Origin of the sequence: Paraburkholderia sp. ZP32-5, assembly GCF_021390495.1 — a bacterium.
Taxonomy (GTDB): domain Bacteria; phylum Pseudomonadota; class Gammaproteobacteria; order Burkholderiales; family Burkholderiaceae; genus Paraburkholderia.
In genome coordinates this window covers 1,288,428-1,315,042 of record NZ_JAJEJP010000002.1, presented here as the reverse complement: position 1 = coordinate 1,315,042, position 26,615 = coordinate 1,288,428, and the positions used below count along the sequence as shown (strand labels likewise).

At 63.1% G+C, this 26,615-nt stretch carries 22 protein-coding genes; 12 read left to right on the top strand and 10 right to left on the bottom strand.

The genetic code is table 11. From position 1 onward, the window contains the following. Positions 1 to 42 precede the first annotated feature (42 nt). Positions 43 to 1,221, bottom strand: a complete 1,179-nt coding sequence (locus L0U82_RS24615) for a porin (RefSeq protein ID WP_233835324.1) — start codon at positions 1,219 to 1,221, stop codon at positions 43 to 45. Between the two features lie 527 nt (positions 1,222 to 1,748). On the opposite strand from L0U82_RS24615, the gene L0U82_RS24610 reads away from it, so the two are divergent. Continuing rightward, positions 1,749 to 2,858: an OpgC domain-containing protein gene (locus L0U82_RS24610; RefSeq protein WP_233835323.1), complete on the top strand. Its 1,110-nt coding sequence runs from the start codon at positions 1,749 to 1,751 to the stop codon at positions 2,856 to 2,858. A 237-nt stretch (positions 2,859 to 3,095) separates the two neighbouring features. Beyond that, the gene (locus L0U82_RS24605) at positions 3,096 to 3,968 is read left to right on the top strand and encodes an alpha/beta hydrolase (RefSeq protein WP_233835322.1); all 873 of its coding nucleotides are present in this window, start codon (positions 3,096 to 3,098) and stop codon (positions 3,966 to 3,968) included. Between the two features lie 64 nt (positions 3,969 to 4,032). On the opposite strand, the gene L0U82_RS24600 is transcribed toward L0U82_RS24605, so the two are convergent. Then, positions 4,033 to 5,124, bottom strand: a complete 1,092-nt coding sequence (locus tag L0U82_RS24600) for an AI-2E family transporter (protein WP_233835321.1) — start codon at positions 5,122 to 5,124, stop codon at positions 4,033 to 4,035. Positions 5,125 to 5,460: 336 nt separating this feature from the next. On the opposite strand from L0U82_RS24600, the gene L0U82_RS24595 reads away from it, so the two are divergent. Then, positions 5,461 to 5,748, top strand: coding sequence for a DUF3331 domain-containing protein (locus tag L0U82_RS24595; protein WP_233835320.1), 288 nt, complete (start codon positions 5,461 to 5,463; stop codon positions 5,746 to 5,748). 376 nt (positions 5,749 to 6,124) lie between these two features. After that, positions 6,125 to 8,710, top strand: coding sequence for an adenosylcobalamin-dependent ribonucleoside-diphosphate reductase (locus L0U82_RS24590; protein ID WP_233835319.1), 2,586 nt, complete (start codon positions 6,125 to 6,127; stop codon positions 8,708 to 8,710). 16 nt (positions 8,711 to 8,726) lie between these two features. Here the strand turns inward: L0U82_RS24590 and L0U82_RS24585 are convergent, their stop codons facing one another. Both L0U82_RS24585 and L0U82_RS24580 read right to left on the bottom strand, forming a co-directional pair. Then, positions 8,727 to 9,731: a LysR family transcriptional regulator gene (locus L0U82_RS24585; protein WP_233835318.1), complete on the bottom strand. Its 1,005-nt coding sequence runs from the start codon at positions 9,729 to 9,731 to the stop codon at positions 8,727 to 8,729. A gap of 7 nt (positions 9,732 to 9,738) precedes the next feature. Further along, on the bottom strand, positions 9,739 to 10,761 hold the full coding sequence (locus tag L0U82_RS24580) for an amidohydrolase family protein (RefSeq protein ID WP_233835316.1): 1,023 nt from the start codon (positions 10,759 to 10,761) through the stop codon (positions 9,739 to 9,741). A 295-nt stretch (positions 10,762 to 11,056) separates the two neighbouring features. On the opposite strand from L0U82_RS24580, the gene L0U82_RS24575 reads away from it, so the two are divergent. The 4 genes from L0U82_RS24575 (at position 11,057) to L0U82_RS24560 (ending at position 15,298) form a co-directional block, all read left to right on the top strand. Then, positions 11,057 to 11,425 (top strand): hypothetical protein, encoded by a 369-nt coding sequence (locus L0U82_RS24575; protein ID WP_233835314.1) that lies wholly within the window; start codon positions 11,057 to 11,059, stop codon positions 11,423 to 11,425. Between the two features lie 76 nt (positions 11,426 to 11,501). Further along, a complete protein-coding gene (locus tag L0U82_RS24570) occupies positions 11,502 to 12,782 on the top strand; it encodes an MFS transporter (RefSeq protein WP_233835311.1) in 1,281 nt (426 codons plus the stop codon). Between the two features lie 321 nt (positions 12,783 to 13,103). Beyond that, positions 13,104 to 14,321 carry an alpha-hydroxy acid oxidase gene (locus L0U82_RS24565; protein ID WP_233835309.1) on the top strand — a complete coding sequence of 406 codons (1,218 nt, stop codon included), beginning with the start codon at positions 13,104 to 13,106 and terminating at the stop codon, positions 14,319 to 14,321. An 11-nt stretch (positions 14,322 to 14,332) separates the two neighbouring features. Continuing rightward, positions 14,333 to 15,298 carry an NAD(P)-dependent oxidoreductase gene (locus L0U82_RS24560; RefSeq protein ID WP_233835307.1) on the top strand — a complete coding sequence of 322 codons (966 nt, stop codon included), beginning with the start codon at positions 14,333 to 14,335 and terminating at the stop codon, positions 15,296 to 15,298. Between the two features lie 13 nt (positions 15,299 to 15,311). Here the strand turns inward: L0U82_RS24560 and L0U82_RS39995 are convergent, their stop codons facing one another. Beyond that, positions 15,312 to 15,554: a helix-turn-helix domain-containing protein gene (locus L0U82_RS39995; RefSeq protein ID WP_442793659.1), complete on the bottom strand. Its 243-nt coding sequence runs from the start codon at positions 15,552 to 15,554 to the stop codon at positions 15,312 to 15,314. A gap of 56 nt (positions 15,555 to 15,610) precedes the next feature. Between L0U82_RS39995 and L0U82_RS24555 the strand changes: the two genes are divergently transcribed. Together L0U82_RS24555 and L0U82_RS24550 are read left to right on the top strand one after the other, a co-directional pair. Then, positions 15,611 to 16,771, top strand: a complete 1,161-nt coding sequence (locus L0U82_RS24555; RefSeq protein WP_233835305.1) for an alpha-hydroxy acid oxidase — start codon at positions 15,611 to 15,613, stop codon at positions 16,769 to 16,771. Positions 16,772 to 16,930: 159 nt separating this feature from the next. After that, the gene (locus L0U82_RS24550; protein WP_233837477.1) at positions 16,931 to 17,707 is read left to right on the top strand and encodes a class II aldolase/adducin family protein; all 777 of its coding nucleotides are present in this window, start codon (positions 16,931 to 16,933) and stop codon (positions 17,705 to 17,707) included. A gap of 131 nt (positions 17,708 to 17,838) precedes the next feature. Here the strand turns inward: L0U82_RS24550 and L0U82_RS24545 are convergent, their stop codons facing one another. The 5 genes from L0U82_RS24545 to L0U82_RS24525 form a co-directional block, all read right to left on the bottom strand. Then, positions 17,839 to 19,008, bottom strand: a complete 1,170-nt coding sequence (locus L0U82_RS24545; protein WP_233835303.1) for a porin — start codon at positions 19,006 to 19,008, stop codon at positions 17,839 to 17,841. Between the two features lie 179 nt (positions 19,009 to 19,187). After that, on the bottom strand, positions 19,188 to 19,940 hold the full coding sequence (locus L0U82_RS24540) for an SDR family NAD(P)-dependent oxidoreductase (protein WP_233835301.1): 753 nt from the start codon (positions 19,938 to 19,940) through the stop codon (positions 19,188 to 19,190). Beyond that, entirely contained in the window at positions 19,937 to 21,238 is a 1,302-nt protein-coding gene (locus L0U82_RS24535) for an MFS transporter (RefSeq protein WP_233835299.1), read from the bottom strand. Before L0U82_RS24535 ends, L0U82_RS24540 begins: the two co-directional genes overlap by 4 nt. A 118-nt stretch (positions 21,239 to 21,356) precedes the next feature. Beyond that, positions 21,357 to 22,640, bottom strand: coding sequence for an MFS transporter (locus L0U82_RS24530; protein WP_233835297.1), 1,284 nt, complete (start codon positions 22,638 to 22,640; stop codon positions 21,357 to 21,359). Between the two features lie 206 nt (positions 22,641 to 22,846). Next, positions 22,847 to 24,208, bottom strand: a complete 1,362-nt coding sequence (locus tag L0U82_RS24525) for an MmgE/PrpD family protein (protein ID WP_233835295.1) — start codon at positions 24,206 to 24,208, stop codon at positions 22,847 to 22,849. A 190-nt stretch (positions 24,209 to 24,398) separates the two neighbouring features. Here L0U82_RS24525 and L0U82_RS24520 point away from each other — a divergent pair, with 190 nt between their 5' ends. Both L0U82_RS24520 and L0U82_RS24515 read left to right on the top strand, forming a co-directional pair. Then, on the top strand, positions 24,399 to 25,142 hold the full coding sequence (locus L0U82_RS24520) for an FCD domain-containing protein (protein WP_233835293.1): 744 nt from the start codon (positions 24,399 to 24,401) through the stop codon (positions 25,140 to 25,142). Positions 25,143 to 25,214: 72 nt separating this feature from the next. Next, entirely contained in the window at positions 25,215 to 26,600 is a 1,386-nt protein-coding gene (locus L0U82_RS24515) for an MmgE/PrpD family protein (protein WP_233835291.1), read from the top strand. Positions 26,601 to 26,615: the final 15 nt, after the last annotated feature.

Genomic DNA, 26,615 nt, shown 5'->3' with positions numbered 1-26,615 from the left:
CCACACCAGCGCTAACCGACAAGCACCAGCGCGCGCGAAAAACTAAAACTTATGCCGGATCGCCGCGCGCACCACGACCTGCTTCGACGTCGACGAAGGCGACTGCGTGCCGGGGATAAACGCGTAGTCGAGAATCGACAGCGTCGAGTCACCAGTGACCTGCTGATACGCGCCCTGCAGATAGACGTCGGTGCGCTTGGACAGGTTGTAATCCGCCATCAGCCCGAACGTATGAATGCGCGGCTTTACGCCGCCGTTCGACGCATCGTAGGTTTCCATCGTGTACACATACTGCGCGCCGACGAACAGCACCGGCGAAATCTGATATTTGCCGTTCACCTCGAAGTTCTGATACTTCAGCGAATTCAGCAATATGCCGGGCGGGGTGGCCGGCACGAGCGGCACCAGCGGCTCGATGCCGAGGTAGCCGTTGGCGGTCGGCTGCAGATAGTTCGAGTTGCTGTAGACGAAGCCGGCCGTCGCCGGCCCGATCGTATAGGTGATGCCGCCGCCGAATACGCGCATGCGGGTCGCGACGAAGCCGGCGTCGTTCGCGGTGATCGCGCCGTTCGAACCGTTGCCCGGATTGTCGGCCTGCAGATAGGCGGCGGCGACCAGCAGTCCGCCGTACGCGTACTGTGCGCCGAAGCTGTACGCTCGATTGTTCGCGAAGCTGGTGTCGTTGCTGAAGCTGTAAGTGCCGCCGAACTGGAAGCCCGAGATCGACGGGCTCGCGTACTTGACCGTGTTGTCGAGGCGGAACGTGTTGTCGGTGTTGTCGTTGTCGTACGGATGCGAGAGCAGCTCGCCGCCCCAACTGCCGTTGGCGGTGGTCTGCGCCAGATAGTCGACGACCGAATCGTACTGACGCCCGAACGTCAGCGTGCCATACGGTTGCGAACTGAGACCGACGAACGCCTGGCGGCCGAACAGGCGCCCGCCCTGCGCGAGCCGTCCGGAATTGACATCGAAGCCGCTTTCGAGCTGGAAGATCGCCTTGAGCCCGCCGCCCAGATCTTCCGAGCCTTTCAGGCCCCAGCGGCTGCCTTGCGCGAGACCGCTGGCGAGTTCATACACATGGCCGCGGCCGACATTGTTCGTATAGTTGATCCCTTCATCGATCACGCCATACAGCGTGACGCTGGTCTGCGCGCGGGCAGGCACGACCAGAACGGCGGACGCAGCAACGGAGACAGCCAGCGCGAACACTTGCTTGTTCATGATGATCTCCCTGCACCTCGAGTAGTTCGATAACTCGATCCTGCCGTTTTGTTCTTGATGCGCTTTCTTGTCGACATTTTCCGCAGTTCTGGAGACTGCTTCGTTGCCGTTCCGTGTTCCAGAAATCGTCACACGCCATCGGCTGGCCGTCCATGAGAGGATGCGCCGATCATCCAGAATGTTGCTAATTCTCCACTGCGTGCAGCTCCCCCTTCTTTCGCAGGCCGGCTTCGGGTAAACGGGCCACGGCGCTGCGACGCCCGCAGCGGATTCGTCACAAAAAGAAATATAATCGTGCGCCCTTTGCTGCGATGCAACGGAACTCCGCATCACCCAAAGGGTCATCTTTACACCCGTTGACGCCGCGTGTTGCACAGCCGGCCGAATGCGGCGACGCGAGGCGCGGACGATGCCAGCACGGATCGCCTGCCCGCGGCAGCACCCAATCCCCTATAAAAAAGCCTTGTGAGACGCCCGCCGCGCTGGATCAGCGCGCCGTCACACATGGCTTTCTTTTGGCTCGAACAATGCAACAATCGTCTTCCCGTCTGATCGAACTCGACTTTTTTCGCGGACTGGTTCTGTTGATCATCGTTGTCGATCACATCGGCGGCAGCATTCTGTCGCGCGTCACGCTGCATGCGTACGCGCTGTGCGATGCCGCCGAAGTCTTCGTGTTCCTCGGCGGCTTCGCGACCGCCACCGCCTACGCGGCGCTCGCCGAACGGCGCAACGAAACCATCGCGCGCAGCCGCTTCCTGCGGCGTTCGTTCGAAATCTACCGCGCGTTTCTCGTGACTGCCGGCCTGATGCTGCTGGTCAGCGCGGTGCTGACGGCACTCAGCATCGACGGGCCGAATCTCGCCACCACCGATCTCGACGATCTGCTCGACACGCCGCTTGCCGCGCTGCGCGACATCGTGCTGTTGCGCCGCCAGCCGTATCTCGCGTCGGTGCTGCCGATGTACGCATTCTTCGCACTGCTGGTGCCGGCGATCCTGCCGCTCGCGCGCCGCAAGCCGTGGCTGCTGCTTGCCGGCAGCGTCGCGCTGTGGGCGGGCGCGCCGGCGATCGGCAGCTATCTGCCCGCCGCGCCGGACATGCACTGGGACTTCAACCCGTTCGCATGGCAGTTGCTGTTCGTGCTCGGCGTGCTCGCGCGCTGTCAGCCGGTTTATCAGCGCATCAGCGCGCATCGGCTCGGCTGGCTCGTCAGCGTGCTCGCGTTCGCGGTGGTCGCAAGCGCCGCGTACTACAAGCTGGTTCTGATGCATGCGCCGCTGGCCCCGGACCTCAAGCAGAATCTGTCGTATCTGCGCGCGGGCAACTTCCTCGCGATCGCGTGGCTGACCGCGAATCTGATCGAACTCGGCTGGGCGAAGAAAATCGCGCGGCGGCTGCCGTGGGTTGGACTGATCGGGCGTCAGGGGCTGCTGTGCTTTATCGCCGGCGCGGTCATTTCGCTGGTGATCGATTCGGTGCTGTACGCGGCCACCGACGGTTACCTGAACTATCCGCTCGGGCTGCTCGCGGATGCGGCGGCAGTCGGCGCGTTGTTCGCGGTTGCGCTCGGCGTCGAGCCGTGCAAACGCTTCGTCGGGCGCTTCGTGACCGCGCGGCTTGGGACGTCGGCCTGAGTACGCCGAATGCGTCGGAGTGCGTGACGCGCATTGACGTTGAAGGTGAAGTTGAAGCGCGCTGAAGTCGAAGCGCGCTCAAGCATGTCGGAGGCTTCACGCGCGGCTTCTTCCCCATAAGCCGACGTGAACGGCAGCAAACCCCACCCGCTCCGGCCTCCACCCGAGTCAAATCCGGCACCAATACTGATAGCATGACGGCCGCGCGCGAACCCCGCGCCGGCCTTCCATACTGACATGCGTCGATTCCTCCAATTCGCCCTGGTTCTGCTCGCCGTCGCCGCTGGCGCGCCCGCGTTCGCAAGCACGGTCGCAAGCCGCGGCTTTCATTCCGATGCGCTTGGCCGCGACTGGAATTACACGATCTATCTGCCAAACGGCTACCGCCCGGACGGCCCGCGCCTGCCGGTGCTCTACCTGCTGCACGGCAATAACGGCGACGCCAACGACTGGATCACGCAAGGCCATCTGCAAAGCACCGCCGACGCGCTGATCGAGCGCAAGGAAATCCCGCCCGTCGTGATCGTGATGCCGCAAGGCGGCACGGACTGGTACGTCGACCGCAAGGAAAAGATGGAGACCGCGTTCTTCGACGATCTGCTGCCCGAGATCGAAGCGCACTACGCGGTGGCGACGCAACGTGGCGGCCGGATGATCGGCGGAGTGTCGATGGGCGGCTTCGGTGCGCTGCGCTATGCGCTGACCCAGCCGGATCTGTTCTGCGGCGCGCTGCTGCTGAGCCCGGCGATCTACGCGAACGAGCCGCCGCGCGCGTCGGCGGCGCGGCGCGTCGGCGTATTCGGCGAGCGCCAGTTCGATCCGCGCGTCTGGCACGAACTCAACTATCCGGCGCAGTGGGATCGCTATATGAGCGGGCCGTATCGCTTGCCGATGTTCATCGCATCCGGCGACGACGACCTCGATATCCAGGCCGACGCGTCACTGCTGTACACGCATCTGCGGCTCGCGGGCAATCCGGCGGCGCTGCGCATTATCGATGGCGGCCATACGTGGGACGTGTGGAGCGCGCTGCTGCCCGCCGCGCTCAAATACACGCTCGGCTGCGTGAAGCCGCCGGCGCAGGAGCATCCGTCGAATCAGCGGCCGTGATCTGACTGACCGGCACCTCGCGCGCCGGTCGCGAACCCGCTCGCATCGCGGGACTAGGGGCGCGCTACCGCACGAGATCGGTCCACAGCACCATCAGCACGGTCATCAGCGCCGGGCCAATGAAGATGCCGAGCAGGCCGAACGTCTCCGCGCCGCCGAGGATACCGAACAGCACGAGCAGAAACGGCAGGCGCGTCGAGTTGCCGATCAACACCGGCCGCACGAAATGCTCGGCGACAAACACGACGATCGAGCCGAACACCACGAGCCCGATCGCCGCGGCCACCGAGCCCTGCGCGAGCAGCCACAGTGCCGCGAGACCAAACGTGATCGGCGCGCAGAACGGCAGCATCGCGGCGATCGCCGTAACGAGGCCAAGCAGCGCCGCATGCGGCAAGCCGGTCACGACATAGGCAATGCCGAGCAGCACGCCCTCGCCGACACCGACCACGACCAGTCCGGACACCGTGCCGCGCACCGCCACCGCCATACGCTGAACCAGTTCCGCGCCGCTGTCGCCGAAACCGCGCCGTGCGGCACGCAGCAGCGAGCCGGACAGGCGCGGGCCCGCCTGGAAAATCACGAACAGCGTGACCAGCATGAACGCGAACACCACCGCCGCGCGCGCTGCCCGCGCGCCGAAATGGCGGCCGAGCGTCATCACGGTCTCGCTATGCAAGCCCTTGATCGCCGCCGAATCGCGCAGCGGCTGCGCGAGATTGGCCTGCCACCATGCGCTGATCTGCGGCACGCCGAACGGCAGACGCTCGATAAAGCCCGGCAGCGCAATACCGTTTTCCTGCGCGCTCCTGAACCAGTCGTTGAGCTCGTGTGCCTCATGCAGCGCCTGTGCGATGCCGAGCGCGACCGGCAGCACGACCAGCAGCGCGATCAGCAACGTGAACACCGCGGCGATCAAGGTCGTGCGACCGTTGAACCAGCGCACGCCCTCCACCTTGTGCAACAGCGGCCACAAGGCGATCGCGACGACGCCCGCCCACGCGACCACCACGATGAAATCGCGCACCACCCACAGCGCGAGCAGCACGAGCCCGATATACAGCGCGAGCGACGCCGCTTTCTGTTTGGTCAGGCGCTCCGCCGCGGCGGACGGCGGCGGAGCCGCGGGAGGAACGGACGGAGGGCGTGAAATCATATAAAGCCTTGATTCTTCGAGAAGGTGCGCGCGAGCCGACCTGAAAATATCAAACCCGCTACACTTGCGCTTCGGTTTGCGATCGACACATCTTAAAGGAAGCGCCGGAACCCTTTATAGGCGGCACTCCTTGTCTCACTGCCGGCAACACAGCGTTGCAAAAATGCGCCTTATTAAAAAATCACATAAAAAGCGCTCATCCGTCGCCATTTCAGCCAATCGCACGCGGCGCGCGTGATTATTGCTGTTTGCAGAACAGTGTTTCAACGGCGGCACAATGGCACTTCGTCGCGCGCGGTACTAAATTCGGCTGTCCACAATACGGAGCCGATGATGATGACCCTGGAGTCCATCCCACTCGACGGTACCAATGGTGTACGCATCGAAATTCTCGAGCGCTCCGACACGACGCTGGTGATCCGCTGGGTCGAGCCCGGCCGCTGTCACTATGGCGAGCAGCGCTGGCGCCGCCGCTCGGCGCATACGTCGGGCACCTGCGCGGTATCGCGCCGCAAGATCCGCCGCGGCGACGCGGTGTTCAAGCCGGCGGAACGCCCGGCGCCATCGAATGCATCCGCGATGATCTGCGCTGAAATCCTTGAACCGCTTCTCGAAGCCGCCTGACGCTGACGGGCCGGTCCCGTCCGCCGTGATGTTCCACGCGGGTCGTTGTTTGTTGTTACCCGTCGTTGCGCGTTGCGATTCGCGCTCGTGTTGCCGCCTCGATACCGCTTTTGACCCCGCGTTGATCCCGCCTTGATTTTCTGATCACCCGCGCGCCCCGCCGCGGCACAGGTATGCCGCTCTCCGGCCTCGCCCGACGCACGACACCGCCAGCCGAGCGCGCCGGTTGCCGCCCCTCTCTCCGTGCGCTAAGGTGGACTCGTTGCGCCCGCTCTTATGCCGGGAGGCCCGCTACCCGCCCGCGTACCACCCGGCATAAGAGCGCCGCGCCCATCCACCGCGCCGCGCCCGCCGCGACGCCGTTTGAGGGCCCATCATGGCAGAAGACACGCCGCAAACCCGCGCCACCTCCGCATCCTCAGCTTCCCCCATTTCTTCCACACCGCCTGCCCCGCTAATCGCGCCGCAGCAATTCTCGCTCGACGTGCTGCTCGAGAAATACGCGAAGGGCGACGAACAGTCGGCCGACGACGTATTCCGGCGCGTCGCGCGCGGCGTCGCCGAAGCCGAGCCGCCGGAGCTGCGCGCGTCGGTCGAGGCGCTGTTCGTCGACAACCTGCGGCACGGCGCGCTCGGCGCGGGCCGCATCATGAGCGCGGCGGGAAGCGGCATCGCCGCGACGCTGATCAACTGCTTCGTGCAGCCGGTCGGCGACTCGATACAAGGTGTCGACGAGCAAGGACTGCCGGGCATCTACGTCGCGCTGCTGCAGGCTGCCGAAACGATGCGCCGCGGCGGCGGCGTCGGCTACAACTTCTCCGCGATCCGGCCAAAAGGCGCCCGGGTTCACACGACCAGTTCGTCGGCGTCGGGGCCCTGCAGCTATATGGACGTGTTCGACGCATCGTGCCGTACCGTCGAAAGCGCGGGCTCGCGGCGCGGCGCGCAGATGGCCGTGCTCGACTGCAACCACCCCGACCTGCTCGAATTCATCGAGGCCAAGCATTCGAAGGGGCGCTGGAACAACTTCAATGTATCGGTCGGCGTCACCGACGAATTCATGCGCGCGGTCGAAAACGACGAGCCATGGCAACTGGTGCATCGCGCGGAACCATCGCCCGCGTTGCGCGCGGCCGGCGACGTGCAGCAGCGTGACGATGGTCTGTGGGTCTACAGCGAACATCCGGCGCGCGCGATCTGGGACCGCATCATGCGCTCGACGTACGACATCGCCGAGCCCGGCATCGTGTTCATCTCGCGGATGAACGAGGACAACAATCTGCGCGCGGTCGAAACGATCCGCGCGACCAATCCATGCGGCGAGCAGCCGCTGCCCGCGTACGGCTGCTGCAATCTCGGCCCGCTGAATCTGACGCGCTTCGTGATCGATCCGTTCGCGCAGCTACAGGGCCGCAAGCCATCGTTCGACTGGGATGCGCTCGCGCAACGCACGCGTACCCAGGTGCGTTTCCTCGACAACGTGCTCGACGTCACGCTGTGGCCGCTGCCGCAGCAATACGACGAATCGCGCGCGAAACGGCGCATCGGCGTTGGCTTCACCGGCCTCGGCGACACGCTCGTGATGCTGGGACTGCGCTACAACTCGCAGGAAGGCCGCGACTTCGCGGTGCGCATCGCGCGGCTGATGCGCGACGAAGCGTATCGCGCTTCGGTCGAACTCGCGAAGGAGCGCGGTGCATTCGCGCTATTCGACGCCGCGCGCTATCTGGAGGCCGGCACGTTCGCGTCGCGGCTGCCCGACGACATCCAGCAGGCGATCCGCCGCGACGGCATCCGCAATAGCCATCTGCTGTCGATCGCGCCGACCGGCACCGTGAGCCTCGCATTCGCGGACAACGCGTCGAACGGCATCGAGCCGGCGTTCTCGTGGACCTACAAGCGCATGAAGATGATGGCCGACGGCGGGCGCGAATCGTTCGACGTCGAGGACTACGCATACCGGCTCTATCGCGAGATGGGCGGCGACGTGAACCGCTTGCCGGACTATTTCGTCAGCGCGCTGCAGATGTCGGCGCGCGATCATCTCGACATGATGGCGGCGGTGCAGCCCTACGTCGATACGTCGATTTCGAAGACCGTCAACGTGCCGGCCGACTATCCGTTCGACGCGTTCGAAAGCCTCTATTTCGATGCATGGAAAAGCGGCCTGAAGGGTCTCGCCACCTACCGGCCGAACGACACGCTCGGCGCGGTGCTGAGCGTGACACCGGCGCAGGCCGACGACACGCTCGCCGACGCGGACCTGGATCCGCTGCGTATCGCGATCGATCATCGGCCGAGAGGCGAACTGCCGGCGATCATCGAGAAGGTCGAGTATCTGACCCAGGCGGGCAAGAAATCGCTGTATGTGGCGGCGTCGTTCATCGAAGTAACCGGACGTCTTAACGGCGAGGATGTGACGATCGAGCGGCCGATCGAGTTCTTTATCCCCACCGGTCAGCGCGACGAATCGCAGCAGTGGATCACCGCGACGATGCGTTCGCTGTCGCTTGCCGCGCGCGGCGGCTTCGTCGCGCGCAATCTGCAGGACATGCGCAAGGTGTCGTGGGATCGCGGCCAGGTGCGTCTTGGTGACGTGCAGCGGCTCGATGGTCATCGCGCACCGCGCTGGCACGATTCGGAAGTCGCGGCGCTCGCGTTCGCGATCCAGCAGATTCTGTATCGGCGCGGTTTTCTCGATGCCGAAGGCAATCAGGTCGCGTCGCGGATGCTCGCGCGTCTGCCGCGCGGGCAGATGAAAACGGAAACGGCGTTATCGGCTGACTTTGGCATCCGTCCGAATCCCGACGACCATGCGGACACGTTGATGCAACCCAATACCACGCAAGGGCTGCATACGATGCTCGGCCGCAAATGCGGTTCGTGCGGCGCGAATGCGGTGATTCGCAAGGATGGTTGCGATTTTTGCACCGCGTGTGGAGAGGTCGGGGCTTGCGGGTAGTGAAGCGCGTGCACAACTAGCATTCACGATCGCGATCTTCCGGACGAACCGGCGCCAGACCGCTGCTATCGATAGTGGAAAGACCGGGGTCATCCGCCCCGCCAGCCATCCTGTTTTTATCCGGGCCGCTCGCGTTACACGGAAACCATTCCCGCAGGAAGTCGAGAAACATCGACACCCTGGCGGGAGGATTCCGGCGCGAATAGATGGCATTGACAACGAAGCCAAGCGGCTCGAAATCCGGCATCACGACCTTCAACCGCCCCAAGCGGATGTCTTCCTCGACCATGTAGCTCGCATGCAAAGAAATTCCGGCACCGAGCAATGCCGATGTCCGGAGAACCTCGCCGAAATTGGAGCTGATCGAGCCAGAGACCTGGATGGCAATCTGGCCGCCGCCATCTTTACCGAATCGCCAGGTGTCAACGGGAGCGTTCATACGATGAACCAGGCAATTGTGCTGCAGCAGATCAGACGGCACCTGTGGTGAGCCGTGAGCGTCTATGTAGGATTGCGCGGCAACCAGCACCTGGGGGACATGGACCAGGAACCGGGCAACATGGCTCGAATCCCTCAAGAAATTCGTAATGCGCAGGGAGACGTCGAGACTATCGCGAACGAGATCGGCGGATCCGTCGTCGAGGTGCAGAGCCACGCGAATGTCTGGATATTTCTTCGTAAAAGCGACGACGGCTGGCATCAGACGGGTGGCGCCGAAAGTGGGCGGCGTGCCGACGCGGATGGTCCCACGGGGTTCGCTCTCCGCATTGCGGATCCGTGCTTCGAGAAGATCGAAATCATCGAGAAGCCGCGTACCGCCCTCCATCAGCTGCCGCCCCGTCTCGGTCAGGACGACGTGCTGCGTCGTCCGGTTCAGCAGCAGTACGGAAAAGGCCTGCTCCAACGCGGCGATATGCTTGGTCACACTTGCGCGCGACATACCGAACCGCCTCGCCGTCGCGGAAAAGCTCTGGGCGCGGGCGACCTCCGTAAATATCCTGATCTGCTTGAGCCGGTCCATGACAGTATCAAATCTCCAGCCGATAAGCCGATGCGGCTGTTCCGTAGAAAAGATCGTGTTTTTCGGTGGACGAATAACCCGCGGCCACGCGTTTGAAAGCGTTCCACAGAGTGCGATAACTGCCGCACTGCTTGTCAGCGGGAAAATTGCTTTCGAAAAGGCAGCGCGCCGTTCCGAACATTTCGATGCATGTGTCGATATAAGGCTGCCAGTCCGCGGCGAGTTCCGCTGAGGATACCGGAGCATCCCGGTGAAAATGATCGAAACCGCTGGTCTCCATGCCCAACCCGCCGAGCTTCATGAAGACGTTCGGACAAGTCGCGAGTTCTGCGACCATCTTGCGCCAGGCGCCGAAATAGTTTTCGCGCCGGTAAGGTCCAATGCCGAGAATGCCGCCCACGTGGTTAAGAATGATCCGCGTATCGGGAAAGGCGCGCGCCAAGTCTGTCAGGTCAGGAATCTGTTCGAAGAATTGCCAGGAGTCGTAGCTCAGCCCAAGCGGGGCTAAATGAGCGAAACCCCGGCGGAAATCCTTTGCCAGAAGAACACCCGCCGGTGCTTGCCGGGCGCCGATCGTGACGCCGGGTGCGTAGTTGGCGTGGTTCCGCACGCCACGGAAACGCCCTCCACCCGCAACGATATGCGCTTCCAGAAGCGGGCGAACGGCATCGCCCAGCGCCAGTTCAACCCTGCCGACGATGCCGGCGCAAACCTGCCGGCCATCGAAGGCTCCAGCAAGACTCATCGCCGCGACACCATTCGCAAATTCCGTTTCGCCGAGCGAACGTAATTCGGGTGGACCCGATGGCTTGTACATCGCGTCGCACTCGATGAAGACCGTCGCGCGTATGTTGTGCCCGCTCCCAATATCTTCTGCAAAAGCGTCCGAGAGATACGTATGAGGCGGCCGTCGCCACAGATGATGGTGCGCGTCGATAACCGGAAGCTCCGGATCCAATACGTCCTCGACGCGGGAGGCTTGCCAGGCGAGAAGTTCCGCGAAGCCACGCGGGTGTGGTTGCGTAGACATGGTCCTGTTCCCTCCAGTTCATCCAGGCACGATTGGCTGGAACACGGTCTTTGCCGTGTTCATCTGCTCGTTCCGGTCTGGAGGTAGCGTACCCAAAGCTGGTATGTCCAGACCGTAACATATTGTGCGAACGTTACCACCGGGGACTTTCGAGGATTGTTTCGCGATTGGAAACTCGATTGGCGCAAATTGGAAGCGTTCGGCTTGCGGCGCCTCATCTATATTGAACGACAGAAATCAGGCCCTTTCGAGAACGGTTTGCAGACCCAACCCCTGACGAAAGAGGAGTAATGCGATGTCACTGTCGAGCTCGAAACACCAAAGCCCAATGCGCGATCAGATAACGCCTGATGAATGGCAGGCGCGCATTGTTTTGCCGACCGCGTATCGGTGGGTGCCGCTCGGTGGCGTGATGAATGTGAAGCGCGTGAGCCTGCGTAATCATGGGCCGCTTAAGTTTGTCTGCCCGTGCGCCGCGGGAGCATTCAAAAGTATTCGTCTGCTGGACCTGGTCTGCTGGAAGCAGTTAATGGCGATGACCGGCAGTCCGGAACAGGTCACGACAGCAGACGATATCGCGCGGCGCATGCGCCGCCACGGCATATTCGAAGCACCGGCGATGCTCAACCAATCCGATGCTCCTGAGCCGTTCTTCGAAAGGTGACGCCCGGGCTCGCCATGAACCCGGGCATGAAGCAGACAACGACAAAAAAATAGAACCTACATAGGAGGAGATGATCATGCACAAGAGATGGTACAGATTGCTGCCGCTGATGATGATCACGTTCATCATCGCTTTCATGGATCGCACGAACATCAGTTTCGCCATCCCCACGATGGGCACCGAGCTCGCCCTCAGTGCATCCGTACTCGGCTTCGCTTCCGGGGCTCTTTTTCTCGGCTACGGCGTATCCCAGGTCTTCGGCGGCCGCTTTGCCGATAAGGGGTACGGCCGCGTTCTCATTACCTGGCTACTCGTGCTCTGGGGCATCACAGAACTGCTCCAGGCCTTCGTGACCACGGCCACACAGCTCGTCGTGATACGTTTTTTCCTCGGCGTGCTCGAAGGCGGTATCTTTCCTACCTTCCTGCTATTCGTGAGGAACTGGTTCGGGGCGGAAGAACGGGCACGCGCGAACGGCGTGTGGCAGCTTTGCTATCCGCTTGCGGCCATTCTGAGCGGCCCCGCCGCCGGCTATATCCTGACCTTCGGCAGCTGGCACGACCTCTTCATTATCGAGGGCATCGTCCCCATCGCCTGGGCCGCGGTCTGGTACTGGGGCGCCGCCGACTCGCCAGCCGTGGCGAAATGGCTGACGCCGGAGGACCGAAGGGAACTGGTCCATCATCTGGCATTGCAAGCACCTTCGCCCAACGACACCAGCAAAGGTAAAGCCACGCTGGGTGCACAGATGCGCCGTTTGCCGGTGATCTTCTTCTCGATCGTCGTCGTGTTGTGGAACATCGGCTTCCTGGGCTTCTCCATCTGGTTGCCGAGCGTGCTGGCCCAGGGGCGGTCGCTGAGTCCCGCCTCGGTCGGCTGGCTCAGCGCCGCCCCGTTCGTGGTGGCAATCGTGGTGATGCAATGCATGACGTTCATTTCCGACAAGACGCAGAATCGCCGGACGCTCGCGGCCTGTGCAATCACGATCTGCGGCTTGTCGCTCGTGATCGGCGGCCTCACGTTCGAGACGAATTCACTACTGGTCAACGTCGCCTTGATGATCGTTGCCGGATCGTTGTTGTACGCGTCACAGCCGGTGTTGTGGTCGATCCCGGCGGACATGCTGCCGGGAAGCGTGGCGGGCGCCGTGATGGGCGCCATGAACGGGATCAGTTCGATTGGCTCGTTCCTCGGCCCCTATATCGTGGGCGTCGCTCGAAGCGCCACCGGATCATTCTCAGCCGGGCTGTGGGTGATGGGCTTATGTCTGCTGGTCGCCGCGGCGTTCGCTTCGCAGATACGCGTCTCGCAGTATCGCCGGCCGCCGCTCACGGCCGGCATCGAAACGAGGACATGACTGCGGCAACGCATCTGCACAAGCCGCCGCGGCGCCGGCCGACTGCACTGACGGACAGACCGCGACGCCCTCGCCGCACGATCATCGTCTGATGGCGCGCCATAACGTGAGGGCTGTCCGCATATGGCCGTCGTCACCGGTGAATGCTGGACGACATAGCCTGCATCGCCGGTGAGCGGATGCCCGGAATCCCGGGTTGAGAGAGATCCGCGAGCCTCCCGAATCCAGAAGTCTTGCCGGGCGATTGCGATCGTCATCGACGCAGCCTGGGTACCCAGGCGCGTGCCTGATCCGCCCCGACCGACCTTAAAGGACGTTTAGATGTCGACCACCGAGATTTCGTCGAATCCTGTTGAGATGCCGGCCGTAAAACAGCTGAGCGCCGCGGAACGCCGGCGCTACCTGTCGTTGAATGACTTCGAAGCGGCGGCGCGTCGCCGGTTGCCGCCGATGCTCTACAGCTACATCCGCGAGGGGGTCGAGACCAACGCGTCGCTGCGACACAATCGGACGGTGTTCTCCGACTACGCGTTGGTGCCTCGCGTATTGACGGACGTGTCGGCGCGCAGCCAGGCCGTGACACTGTTTGAACATCGCTATGCGTCCCCCTTCGGGATCGCCCCGATGGGGGGCGCTGCCGTCTGTGCCTATCGCGGAGATCTGGCGCTAGGACGTGCCGCCGCCGCGGCCAACATCCCGATGGTGGTCAGTGCCGCGTCCGTCATTCCGCTCGAGGACATTCAGCGAGCCTGCCCACACGCCTGGTTCCAGGCCTATCTGCCGGCCGATCACGAGCGCATCGAGCCCATGGTCGATCGTGTCGCCGCCGCCAATTTCCGCACGCTGATTCTGACCGCCGACGTGCCGGTCGGCTCCAATCGTGAACACTATATTCGCAGCGGCTTCAGCATCCCGGTCCGTCCCAGTGTCAGGCTGGTATGGCAAGGCGCGACCCATCCGGCCTGGTTGTTCGGCACGGCGCTGAGGACGGTCGCAAATCACGGCATGCCGCATTTCGAAAACATGGACGCGACCCCTGGCCCGCCGTTCTTCTCGCGTCTTTCGACCCGCGTACTGGGCCGGCGCGATGCGCTCAGCTGGAAAAGCGTGGAACTGATACGGCGGCGCTGGAACGGCAACTTCCTTCTGAAAGGCATCCTGTCGAGCGAGGACGCGCGAATCGCCCGCGAATCCGGTGTGGACGGCATCATCGTGTCCAATCACGGCGGCCGGCAGCTCGACACGGCCACGGCGGCGCTGCGCGTTCTACCGCAGATTGTCGCCGAGGCAAAAGCAATGAAGGTGATCCTCGACGGCGGCATCCGACGCGGCACCGATGTCCTCAAAGCGTTGGCACTGGGTGCCGACTTCGTGCTGGTCGGCCGGCCGTTTCTCTATGCGGCCGTCGCAGGCGGCGATCCCTTCGTCCGGCACGCGATTGGACTACTGAGGGAGGAGGTAGACCGGGATATGGCACTGCTGGGCGTCGGCGATATCGACTCGGTGTCGCCGAACGCGGTGGTTCGCATTTTTCCTTGAGGGTCGTCGCGATGTTGAATGTCGGTGTCTATCTCACCAACGGTATGGCAACGGTCGTAGAAATCTGCAACGCACTGGAAGGTGTCGAGGCCAGGGCATTTCACAACGCAGCCGCACTCGCTGACGCGGTCGGCGATCTGAATGTGGCGATCATGCAGAACGGCTCCTACACACCCGAGATGGTGGCCGCGATCGCCCGCTCCCCGCGGATGCAACTGGTGCAGGCCAGCGCGGCTGGCATCGACGCATTCCGGGCTCTCGGTGTGCCGAAGAATGTCGTCCTGACAAGTGCCGGTGACGTTTGGGCGGCCTCCGTCGCGGATCACGCGATGGCCCTGCTATTGGGACTTTTGCGAGCTTTGCCGACCTATGAGCGTCTGCGCCAGTACGCACGATGGGACCGGAATTACGCGGTGCAAGCCCTTGGCGGCATTTCCGGTCGCACGATCCTCGTTGTCGGGCTCGGCAATATCGGACGAGCGGTAGCGCGTCGAGCCAGGGCCTTCGACATGCGCGTCATCGCTGTCTGCCGGACACTGCCTTCCGGTGCGGACAGCCTGCCTGTGGAACGCATAGAACCTGTCGGCCGGCTGAAGACTGCTCTCGCCGAGGCGGATGTCGTCGTCCTGTGCGTGCCGCTCACACCAGACACCCGGCATCTGATCGACACGGCGGCTCTCGCGGCAATGAAGCCGACCGCGGTCCTCGTCAACGTCTCCCGTGGCGAGGTGATCGACCAGGCAGCACTTATCCTGGCCTTGACTGCCGGCAAGCTGGCCGGCGCCGGCCTCGACGTGACGGAGCCGGAGCCGCTGCCGGCGAATCATCCGCTCTGGGGCATCGAACAGGTCATCATGTCGCCCCACCTCGCCGCCTTCGACGATGGCCCCGCCTTCGAAAAGCTGGCTTTGCTTTGCCGGGAAAATCTTCGGCGTCTTCAGGCGGAAGAGCCGCTCCTCAACCTCGTGCATCTATAGGCCCGGAAGACCATCATGGATACGCACTACACCATGAACATGCAGGCCTGCGGACGCAGCGACGCAGACCGGCGCACTCGCGCGCGGCGGAGCCGAACTCGTCGATGCGTTCGGCAACGCGCCCGGCGATATCGGTCGGATTTTCGCCGATGAAGGTCAGGCGCGCTTTGCGTCGGCCACGATCGAATAGCGGGACACCCCGTTGTGCCTGGAGCGCGCCGATCTGCATTGTCGATACTGATTGCGATACGTGCACTGCAGTTATTCATACTTTCAAAATCGATCAGGATCGTAGAACGTCGGATGCACCCTATGACCAACGTGCAGCACCGTGCCTATAACATCAACGATCTCCGTGAACTGGCGAAGCGTCGTCTGCCGCGCGGTGTATTCGATTTCATCGACCGCGGCACCGAAGATGACGTTGCGCTCGCCAACAATCTGGAACGCTACCAGCGCATCAAGTTGAGGCCATGTCATCTGGTGGACGTGTCGAACCGGAATTTGCAACGGACCGTATTCGGTCACCAGCAAAGCATGCCGTTGATCATCGGACCGACGGGTGTCGCCGATATCCTGTGGTACGAGGGCGAACTCTCATTGGCAAAAGCAGCGACTCGGGCCGGCATTCCATTCACGCTCTCCACCAGTTCGACCACACCGCTCGAGAAGATATTCGATGCGACCAACGGCACGATGTGGATGCAAACGTATCTGTGGGAACAGCGCGAGTTGTCATATGCGGTTATCGAACGCGCGCGCGAGGCCGGCGTCGAAACGCTGATGCTGACGGTCGACACTGCGGTGATGCCGAACCGCGAATTCAATGCCCGCAATGGCTTTACGAATCCGTTCCGGCTGACACCGCGTATGACGCGCGACATCGCCGTGCATCCGCGCTGGCTGTTCGGTGTGATGGGGCGCTACATGCTGAACGGCGGCGTACCACGCTACGCGAACTATCCCGACGGAATGGGCGGCAAGATTACCGGCGCGCCCGTGCGGCTCGCCAATGCGGCATCGGTCACCTGGCGCGACGTCGAGGTATTGCGTGAGCGCTGGCCGCGCAAGCTTCTGGTCAAAGGTCTGCTGTCCGCACAGGACGCGGTGACAGCGCAGCAACATGGCGTCGATGGCGTGGTGCTGTCGAATCATGGCGGACGCAATCTCGATTCGGCGATGGCGCCAATCGATCTGTTGCCCGAATTCAGGGCTGCGCTGTCGAAGTCCACCACGCTAATCGTCGATAGCGGGATCCGGCGTGGCTCGGATGTCGTCAAGGCGATCGCGCTTGGCGCCGACGCGGTCATCATCGGCAAGGCGGCGCTCTATGGCCTCGGTGCTGGCGGTGAGGCGGGCGTGAGCCACGCGCTCAGCGTGTTTCGGGATGAGATAGATCGTACGTTGGCGCTCGTCGGGCGGTGTTCGTTCGACGAAGTCGACGCGTCATTGATTGCGGCGTCGCCTCGCTGACACGCAAGAGGACGGACGCAGAAGCAGCTAAATCACGAAACTGAAGAAATGCGTCTATCTGCAGAACGGCCTCGCGAGTTCGATCGGGCAGCATTTTTTTGAATGCGATGTGAGTTTTGCGCACTCACAACGCGGTGGATCGCCAGACAGGAGAACATGATGCTGAGAACGGGTGTGACGGTCGCTTCGGTGAGAGACAAGGTTTCAGGTGCCGAGTGGGACGCGCGCGTCGAGTTGGCCGCCTGCTACAGGCTGGTCGCGGTGTATGGAATGACGGACATGATTGCCAACCATATTTCGGTAGCGGTGCCCGATGAGCCGCATCACTTTCTGATCAACGCGTATGGCCTCCTGTATCCGGAAATCACCGCGTCGAATCTGATGAAGATCGATCTCGACGGCAATGTGCTCGCGAAACCGGAACTCGAATACGGGTTCAACCGGCCGGGTTTTGTCATTCACGGCGCGATTCATCGGGGCCGGCCAGACGCGAAGTGCGTCATCCATACGCATTCGCGCGCGGGAATGGCACTGTCGGCATTGAAGTGCGGATTGCTGCCGCTCACACAAACGGCGACCCGCTTCGCGCGCGTTGCCTATCACGACTTCGAAGGCATTTCGATCGATCTCGCCGAGCAACAGAGTCTGGTCGACGATCTGGGCGACGCGGAAGTCATGGTGTTGCGCAACCACGGCCTGCTCGCGGTCGGGCCGTCGATTCCAGAGGCGTTCAATTCCATGTACCGGCTGGAACTGGCGTGCAAAACACAGATCGATGCGATGGCATGCAACACGGAACTCGTGATTCCCTCGCCTGAGATCGTCGCGAAAGCCAATGCGCAATGGCAACCGAACGTCACGCGGCGTTACGGGGAGCTCGAATGGCCGGCCATGCTGCGGATGCTTGATCGGCTGGATACGAGCTATAGGGAGTAGCAGCTATCGCCGATCGTCCGGAAATCGTCGTTGTGTGTCCGATGCCGGTACTCCGCGGCCTGCGACCCCGAAGTAAAAAAGGCGAGGACATCGGCCGATGTCCTCGCCTTCACCCAACCCAGGCGGTGCGTCTAGAACTTGTGGCGGATCTCGACGCGTGCCACGGCCTGATGATTGTTCGACGAATCGCCGAGATTGCCGATATTGGCAACCGCCGCCGTGCCCGTCGAGTTGATACCGCTTGCGCTCTGGAACGTGCCGAGCAGAAGCAGATCGGTGCGCTTGGACAACGTGTAGTCGAACAGCAGCGAGTACTGGTTGTAAGTCTGATCGCCGATGTCGCCCTTCACCGCATTGCCCTTCGTGTAGTTGTATTCGCCGGCAATCGCGAACGACGGCGTAATGCGATACATCGCGTTCAACTCGAAACTGTTGAAGGTTGCGGTCGCACCGTTGAACGCGCCGATATTCATGTACTTCGTGTTCGAATACACCGCGCCGATCAGCGCACTGCCGATCTGGTACGAGCCGCCCGCCGTAATGATCTGCAGCGAGTTCGCCGGCTTCGCGCCCAGATAGCCCGAGTTCAGCGAGCCGAATGTCGACGCGCTTGCATTGCTGTTCAGGATCGAGCCCAGCGCGGCCGGATCCTTGAAGAACACGTACGCAACGGCAATGCCGAGCGGACCGCGTGCGTAGTTGCCGCCGAACGTGTAGCCGCTCGATTGCGAAATGTTGCCTGCCACGCCGCCGAGGCTCGCGGTACCGCCGAAGGTCAGGCCGCTGAAATTCGGGCTCGTATATTTGATCGTGTTGTTCAGGCGATACGTGTGGTTCACGTTATCGATGTCGCCCGGATGCTCGGTTGCCGAACCGCCGAACGCCGCGGCGAAACCATAGCGGCCGACGTAATCGTTGACACTGTCGTACTGGCGACCCAACGTGACCGTGCCGTAACTCTTGCTGCCAAGACCCACATAAGCTTGCCGGCCGAATGCCGTACCGCCCTGGCCGAACTGACCCGTGCTGACGTTGATACCGGACTCCAGCACCGCAACAGCGTTCATCCCGCCGCCGAGATCCTCGATGACCCGGATGCCCCAGCGGCTGCCCAGCGTGCCTGTGTTGGAATCGACCGACCATTGCCGGCCGCCGACGTTCTTGCCATTCACGATGTTCTTGGCGTTCGTATTGAACAGCAGGCCTTCATCAAGAAGACCGTACAACGTCACTGAGCTTTGCGCATGCGCCGTTCCGGCGACGGTGCCCAGGATTGAAACTGCAACGAAAAACCTCCTCATTCCTTATCTCCACCAGTTCTCTTTGTTCATTTCTCGAATTGCAAGGATGGGACTACCAGTTGTCGTTTCTTTTATACGTGCATATGCACTCCTCCTATCGGCACCGAGGCATCCGGTTCGAGTTCGATGGGGGTCGACAGCGGCACGCGGACCTCGTCCACGTGCCGCTGCTGCAACGGCTAGCCTAGAAAAGCACCGCCATTGGCGTGAATGGTCTGCCCGGTCAGATAGCGCGCGGTCGGGCCGCACAGAAATTGCACGAGGCTTGCGACTTCATCGGGCTGGCCGCGTCTGCCGAGCAAGGTGGTCCGTTCCGCGTGATGCGCCGGTGTCGTATGACCGGCCGCGCCGCCGCGCACCGTTGCGATCAGGCCGGGTACCACGCAATTGACGGTGATGCCGTCCGGGCCGAGGTCGTGTGCGAGCGCGCGCGTCAAACCGACGAGCCCCGCTTTCGCGGCGATCACATGCGCGCGTCCCGCCGAACCCGAGTGAGCCGACATGCCGCCGATATTGACGATCGCGCCGGCCTTCGATTGCCGCAGATACGGCAATGCCGCGTGCGCGCACAGATAGGCGCCATCGAGAATCACCGACATCACTTCGCGCCAGCGCGCGAAATCCAGTTCCGCAAACGGCACTTCGCGACGCACGGCGGCGTTGTTGACGAGAATGTCGATCTGCCCGAAATGATGAACCGCGGCTTCCATCAGACTCTGCGCGCCGGCCGGTTCGCCGACGTCGGCCAGATGCGCGACCGCGCGCCCACCCGCCGCTTCGATCGCGCGTACGACCTCGGCCGCCTCGGCGGCGGAGCTACGCGCATTGACGACCACCGCATTGCCGGCCGCCGCCAGTTCCAGCGCAATTTCGCGACCGATATTGCGGGCTGCCCCGGTGACGACAGCGACCCCGCTGACTTGCGCGTTCATGAATGCACCTCGATTGAGTTCGTTGATAGATTCGTTTTCGTATTGCTTTGCAGCGGCCGGTCCGGGCGAATCCAGAACGACAGCACGATGCCGACCAGCAACAGCGCAATCGACATCACGAATGGCACGCGATAGCTGCCCGTCCAGTCGGTGATCACGCCGAATGCGATCGGCGAGACGACCGCCGCGATACCCGCCGCCGTGCTGATGAAGCCGCTCGCGACACCGGCATAGGCGGGCGCGACGTCCATCGGCACCGCCCAGATCGGACCTTCGGTCGATTCGAGGCAAAACAGCGCCGCGGCCAGACACAACGCGATCGTCGTGCGGTCGTGCACAAACAGCACGCAGGAGAGAAACAGCAGCGAGCCGCCGAAGCCCATGATGATCACGTTGCGGCGCGCGGTGTTCAGATTGCCGGTGCGCCGGTACAGCGCATCAGTCAACAAGCCGCCGGCCGTATCGCCGACCACGCCCGCGAGAAACACGCCCGATGTGAACAGCGCGGTGCTCTTCAGATCGATGCCGTACACGCCAACGAAGAAACTGGGCAGCCAGCTCAGATACAGCCACAACGTCCATGCGTGGCAGAAGAACACCAGCGTGACCGGCAGAATGCGCCGGATCAGCGGCGACCACGGCACCGCCGTGCGATGGCTCGGCCCTGCATATGCAGGCAGCGATTCGACTTCGGCAGCGGTGATCGAAGGATGCTTGCGCGGATCGTCGCGGAAATACAGCAGCCACACAGCCACCCAGACCGCGCTCACGCAACCGAGCGCGATAAACGCGCCGCGCCAGCCGAGCAGCGGAATCATCAGCACGATCAACGGCGGCGTGATGGCCGCGGCGGCACGCGCCGACGAGTGCGTAAAGCCCTGCGCGAAACCGCGCTTCGCGACCGGCACCCAGTTGGTCATCGCCCGCGTCGCGTTCGGAATCGTGCCGGCTTCGCCGAGACCGACCAGCGCGCGCGACATGATCAACGTCATCAGGCCGCCTGTCACGCCGGTCGTCAGCGTGCCGAGCGCCCACAGCACGCCCGAGATCGCCAGCATCCGGCGCGGTCCGATGCGGTCGCCCAGATAGCCGTTGATCACCTGGAAGATCGCGTAGCAATAGCCGAACGCGGACAGTGCGAGGCCGAGCTGCGTATTCGAAAGATGCATCTCCGATTTCAGCAGCGGCGCCGCGATGGAAAGGTTGACCCGGTCGATGTACTCGATGAAGTACATCGCGCAGATCAGCAGAAAAACTCTGCCCGTTGTGCCCCTGAACATGCCTGCTATCGACTTCATCGTGGAGCACTCTGCCGGTTACGTTGCTGCATGGTTCTCTCCTTGGGTTGCGATTACCGCCGATGCGCTGCCGCGATACGCGCACAGCACGCGGCGAATAGATCCGGAATACGTAGCTTTATGTCTGCAGCGCCTGGTTCGCGGTTTCCGGCGCCCAGCTCACGCACAACAGACCGGCCAGATAGATCAGCGAGACGGCGCTGATGGCGAGCGGATACGAGCCGAACATCGCCGCGAGCGCGCCGACGATCGACGGCCCCGCCGCGCCGAGCACGCGGCCAAAACTGAACGCGAAGCCGGAGCCGAGCGCGCGCTGTAGCGTCGGAAACATTTCAGGCAGCCAGATCGTGAACAGCGAAAACACGCCGCTGGTGAAAAAGCCCAATAGCGGCAGCGTGAGCAGAAATAGAGGCAGGCTTTTGAGCAGCACCACGATGCCGAGGTACGCGGCGAGATTGCAGATCAGCGCGCCGGAAAAGAACACGGCGGCGACGGACTTGCGGCGCGGAATCCAGCGCACGATCCATGGCATCAGTCCACATCCGGCCAGCGTGCCGAGACTCAGGATCAGCCCGCTCAGCGAGCCGAGATACTGGGCATGCGCAACCGACGCGCCGCCCGTGCGCTGCCAGGTATTGACGAGCGTCGGAATCCAGAATGTCGATGACCACAGGCCGAAAATCAGGCACGTCATCATCAGCGCGGCCGACCATGTGGTCCTCGCCTGGCCGCGTGCGAACAGGTCACGCACGCGTGCGCGCGGGCCGCTGAGGCGCTTCTGTTCCTGCCAGCGGCGCGACTCGGGCACGCCGAGCCGCAGCCAGATCGTCAGCAATGCGGGGGCGCTGCCGATCAGAAACAGCACGCGCCAGCCGGCGAGCGGCAGGATCACGAGCGCGGCCACGGAAGCGAGCAGAAAGCCGATCGGCGTGCCGGTGTGCAGCCAGCCGGACAGACGCTCACGCAAATGCTCGGGGACGGACTCCTGCAACAGCGGCGCGCCGGCAGCCCATTCGCCGCCGATGCCGAACCCCGTCAGAAAACGGAAAATCGCAAACGACACGATGCCGGGCGCAAGTCCACAAGCGCCCGTGAAGATCGAGTAGATCAGGATCGTCGCGCACATCGTCGGCACGCGGCCGAAGCGGTCCGCGCACCAGCCCCAGAACATCGAACAGGCCCAGCCCAGCATGAAGAGGCTGAACATCAGACCGCCGATCCGCGCGATATGCGCGTGATCGGCGACGAAACCGCTCTTCGGCAGCAACTCCGTCAGCGCGGGCACGATCACGTAGATGTAGATCGCGTTGTCGAAACCGTCCAGCATCCAGCCCGCCCATGTCGCGATAAAAACGCGAGACGGGCGCGCTGCTGTGCTTACCACACCGGCGGTACTCGACATGTCTGCTCCTGAATCCACCATCCGCCGCGTGTAGGGATATCGCGGCTTGTTTTATCGCGGCAACGTGAGCGGTGAGGTGCGCCGGTTGGCTGTCGGCGCGCTCGTTGGCTTCGTTGCCTGCTGCTTACGGTGACGTCGGTCGCGCGCCGCTTGCACGGCGCGCGCGTCGTCGGTACTGCAAGTGGTGCTTATGGTGCTTATGGTGCTTATGCCGCGTTGTCGGCCGGGCGCGTCAACTCGACCAGCGTCGCGACGTTGTCCAGCGACTCCATCCGCCATCCCGCGTCGAGCAGCTTCGCGGTCTGCGCGCCGCCCAGAATCGGTTCGACGAGATCGATGAACTTGGCGGCCAGGTCGTCGTTGTTCATCGGCCGCGCGACGCTGCCGATCGCGTGCTCGACGTGCTTCTCGAGACGCTCGCCGTTCGTCAGCGTGATCGTGATGTGCACCGCGTCGGCCGGCATCGCCGGATCGATCTCGGCGCTCACCTTGTCGCGCAGACGCACGGTCGCGGCGTCGTGTACGGCGGCATCGCTGTACTGATGCTCGCCGGCCCGTCCGTCGATGATCGCGACCGCCGCCGAGTGATAGACGCTGAATTTGCCGTCGAGGCCGGTTTGCGGCGTGCGCTTGCCGGTCAGTTCGAGCACCAGCGGATGCACCTTCAGCAGCACCGACTCGATCGCATCCGCCTTCAGCGCATGTTCGTTGCGCAGCTGGATGCAGCCGTCGATGGCCGGATGAATCACGATGCCGCATGCAAACGGCTTGTACGAATTGAGCAGGCTTTCATGACGCTCGCCGAGGCCTTCGGTGATTTCAGCGTAGTTGCGATGCGTGCTGGTCACGTTCGCCCACCCGCGCTTGGCTTCGATCGCCTGCTCCGAACTCGTGTAGCCGCGCGCCGCCAGCAACGCGGACAGCAAACCATTTTGCGCGGCGCGCCCCGGATGGAAGCTCTTGGTCATCGTGCCGAACATCTCGCGCAGACCGACCGGCTGCGTGGCCGCGAGGCCGAGTGCCCAGATCATCTGCTGCTCGTCGAGACCGAGCAGCTTGCCCGCTGCCGCGGCGGCGCCGAACACGCCCGCCGTACCGGTGATGTGCCAGCCGATGTCGTAGTGGTCCGGATAGACCGCATTACCGATCCGGCATTCGGTTTCGATACCGAGCGCGAGCGCATGAATGAACTCCTTGCCGCTGACCGGACGATATTCGGCGAGCGCAAGAATCGCCGACGCGACCGGACCCGCCGGATGAATCACCGTCTTCAGATGCGTATCGTCGAAATCGAACACATGCGAGCTGATGCCGTTGAAGAGCGCCGCGTTCAGCACGTCGACCTTTTGCGCGCGGCCGAGCACGGTCGCCTGTTGCGGGCCGCCGAACGGCGCCAGCGCCGAGATCGCGATCTCGACCGCCTCATGCCGCGATGCACCGACGGCACATCCCATCCAGTTGACGAAGGTACGCACAGCGTGGTCGCGAACCGCTTGCGGCAGGCTGTCGGCGCGCGCGTTCACGAGATAGTGCGCGAGGGTTTGGGTGACGCGGTCGGCTTGGCTCATCGGATCGTAGGCAATAAGTAAGAGTGAAAACGCGCTGGTTGAGACAGGGTTACGATTCTACATATTGTCGACAATACGCAAATTAATGCAAACGCTGATTGCACCTCGATCGCGAACATAGTATTTTGTCGACAATCCTCAATGCACGATTCACGTAGTAGACTGCTGATTTTCAAAACATAAGTCTGTTATGGCCCGCCCTACTACTTCGCTCGAACTGCTTCGTTCCGTCACGCTATCCGGTCTGGTGCAGGAGGAAATCCTGCGGCGCATCCGAACCGGCGAGTTCGAGGCGGGCGCCAAGCTCAACGAGATGGATCTCGCCGAGCATCTGAAAATCAGCCGAAGTCCGGTGCGCGAGGCATTTCGCGCGCTCGAGGAAGCGGGTCTCGTGGTGCTGGAAAAGAATCGCGGCGTCTATATTCGCGAGATTTCCGATGCCGAGACCGCCGAGCTATATGAAGTGCGCGCGGGACTCGACGAGATGGCCGGTCGCCGCCTCGCATCGAAAATCACCGAGGCGCAGTTGCAGGAACTGCACGCGATGCTCGACCAGCTCGAAGCCAGTTCGATCCACGGCGAGCTGAACAATTACTTCACGCTGAACATTGCGTTCCATGACCGGCTGGTCGAACTGTCGGGCAACGCGACGATGCTGCAGTTCTACCGTCAGGTGGTCAACCGCATGCATCTGCTGCGGCGGCGCGGCTTTTCGATTGCCGGCAGCTCGCAGGCATCGCATAACGAACACCGCGCGATTCTCGCCGCGCTCGCGAGCCGCGACCCCGAAGCGGTCGCGCTCGCGATGCGCCAGCACGTGCAGGCCGGTTTCCAGCGCGCGATCAGCGCGCATGCCGCCGAAGAAGCCGCGCTGGCAGCGGGCGTGCCCGCCGGCAAAACAACCCCCTCTACCCTCGCCGACGATCCGCACTAGCAAGCCTTGGGCTTTGCAAGCGCGGTACGACGGCGTCCGCATTTCATCACTGACTTGGAGTGGTCACCTCGTATGAGCGTTGCAAAACCCGAAGGATACGGAATCGTTGCCGAGAAGCTCGGTGCCTGGATTGCCGATACGAACGCATCGGCGTTGCCCGAACGGACCGTCGATATTGCCCGTCTGCTGTTGCTCGATGTGACCGGCTTGTGCATCGCCGGTCGCTCGGAAAACTATATCCGCGCGACGCTGCAAGCCACCGATGCAGGCGCCGCCTGCACCGCGCTCGGTCACGCGGGCAGCTTTAGTGCGTTCGACGCGGCGCTGATCAACGGCACGGCCGCGCATGGCGAAGATTACGACGACACCTTCGAGGGCGGCCCCGTGCATTCGGGCGCGGTCGTCGTCCCCGCGGTACTCGCGGCGTGCGAGCGTGAAGGTCTCGGTGGCGATGCGCTGTTGCGCGGCATCGCGGTCGGTACCGAACTGATGTGCCGGCTCAGCCTCGTCGCGCCGCGCGCGATTCACAGCGCCGGCTTCCACCCGACCGCCGTGATCGGCGCACTCGCCGCGGCCGGCGGCGTCGCGGCCGCGCTGCGGCTGAACGCGCAGCAGGCCACGTCGGCACTCGGCATCGCGGGCAGCATGGCGGCCGGGATCATCGAGTATCTGGCCGAAGGCACGTCGACCAAGCGCATGCACGCCGGCTGGTCGGCGCAGTCCGGCATTCGCGCGGCGTTGATGGCGCGCGGCGGCTTCGATGGCCCGCGCACCGTGCTCGAAGGCAAGCATGGTTTCTTCAAGGCGTTCGCACCGTCGCGCGCGCCTGATTTTTCGCCGGTGCTCGATACGCTCGGCAACGCGTGGATCATGGAGACGATCGCGTTCAAGCCGTATGCGTGCGGCACGATGACCCAACCGTTTATCGACTGCGCGATCGCGCTCGCGGAACGTGGCGTACAAGCGGAGCAGATTCGCGACATCGTCTGTGAAGTCGGCGAAGGCACCGTGCATCGTCTGTGGGAAGAGCTGGCCGTCAAGCATCGGCCGCCGACCGCGTATGCGGCTAAATTCAGCACGCCGTTCTGCATGGCCGTGGGTTTCTTCGATCGCAAAGCCGGCTTCAGCCAGTTCACCGAAGAGCGCATCCACGATCCGGCCGTGCTCGCGCTGGCCGGCAAGATCCGCTACGTGATCGATCCGGACAACGAGTACCCGAGCAATTTCACCGGCCATCTGCGCGCCACGCTCGTCGACGGCACGGTCGAGGAAGTGCGTCAGCCGCATATGCGCGGTGGCGCGCGTGAACCGCTGTCGCATGCCGAACTCGCGGCCAAGTTCACCGACAACGCATTGCACGGCGGCTGGAACGCCACGCTCGCCGAACAGGCGCGCACATGGTGCGAAACCGTGTTCGACGAGCCGGCCCTCGGCGCGCTCACGCAGTTCCGTCAATAAGACGAACCGGCGCGT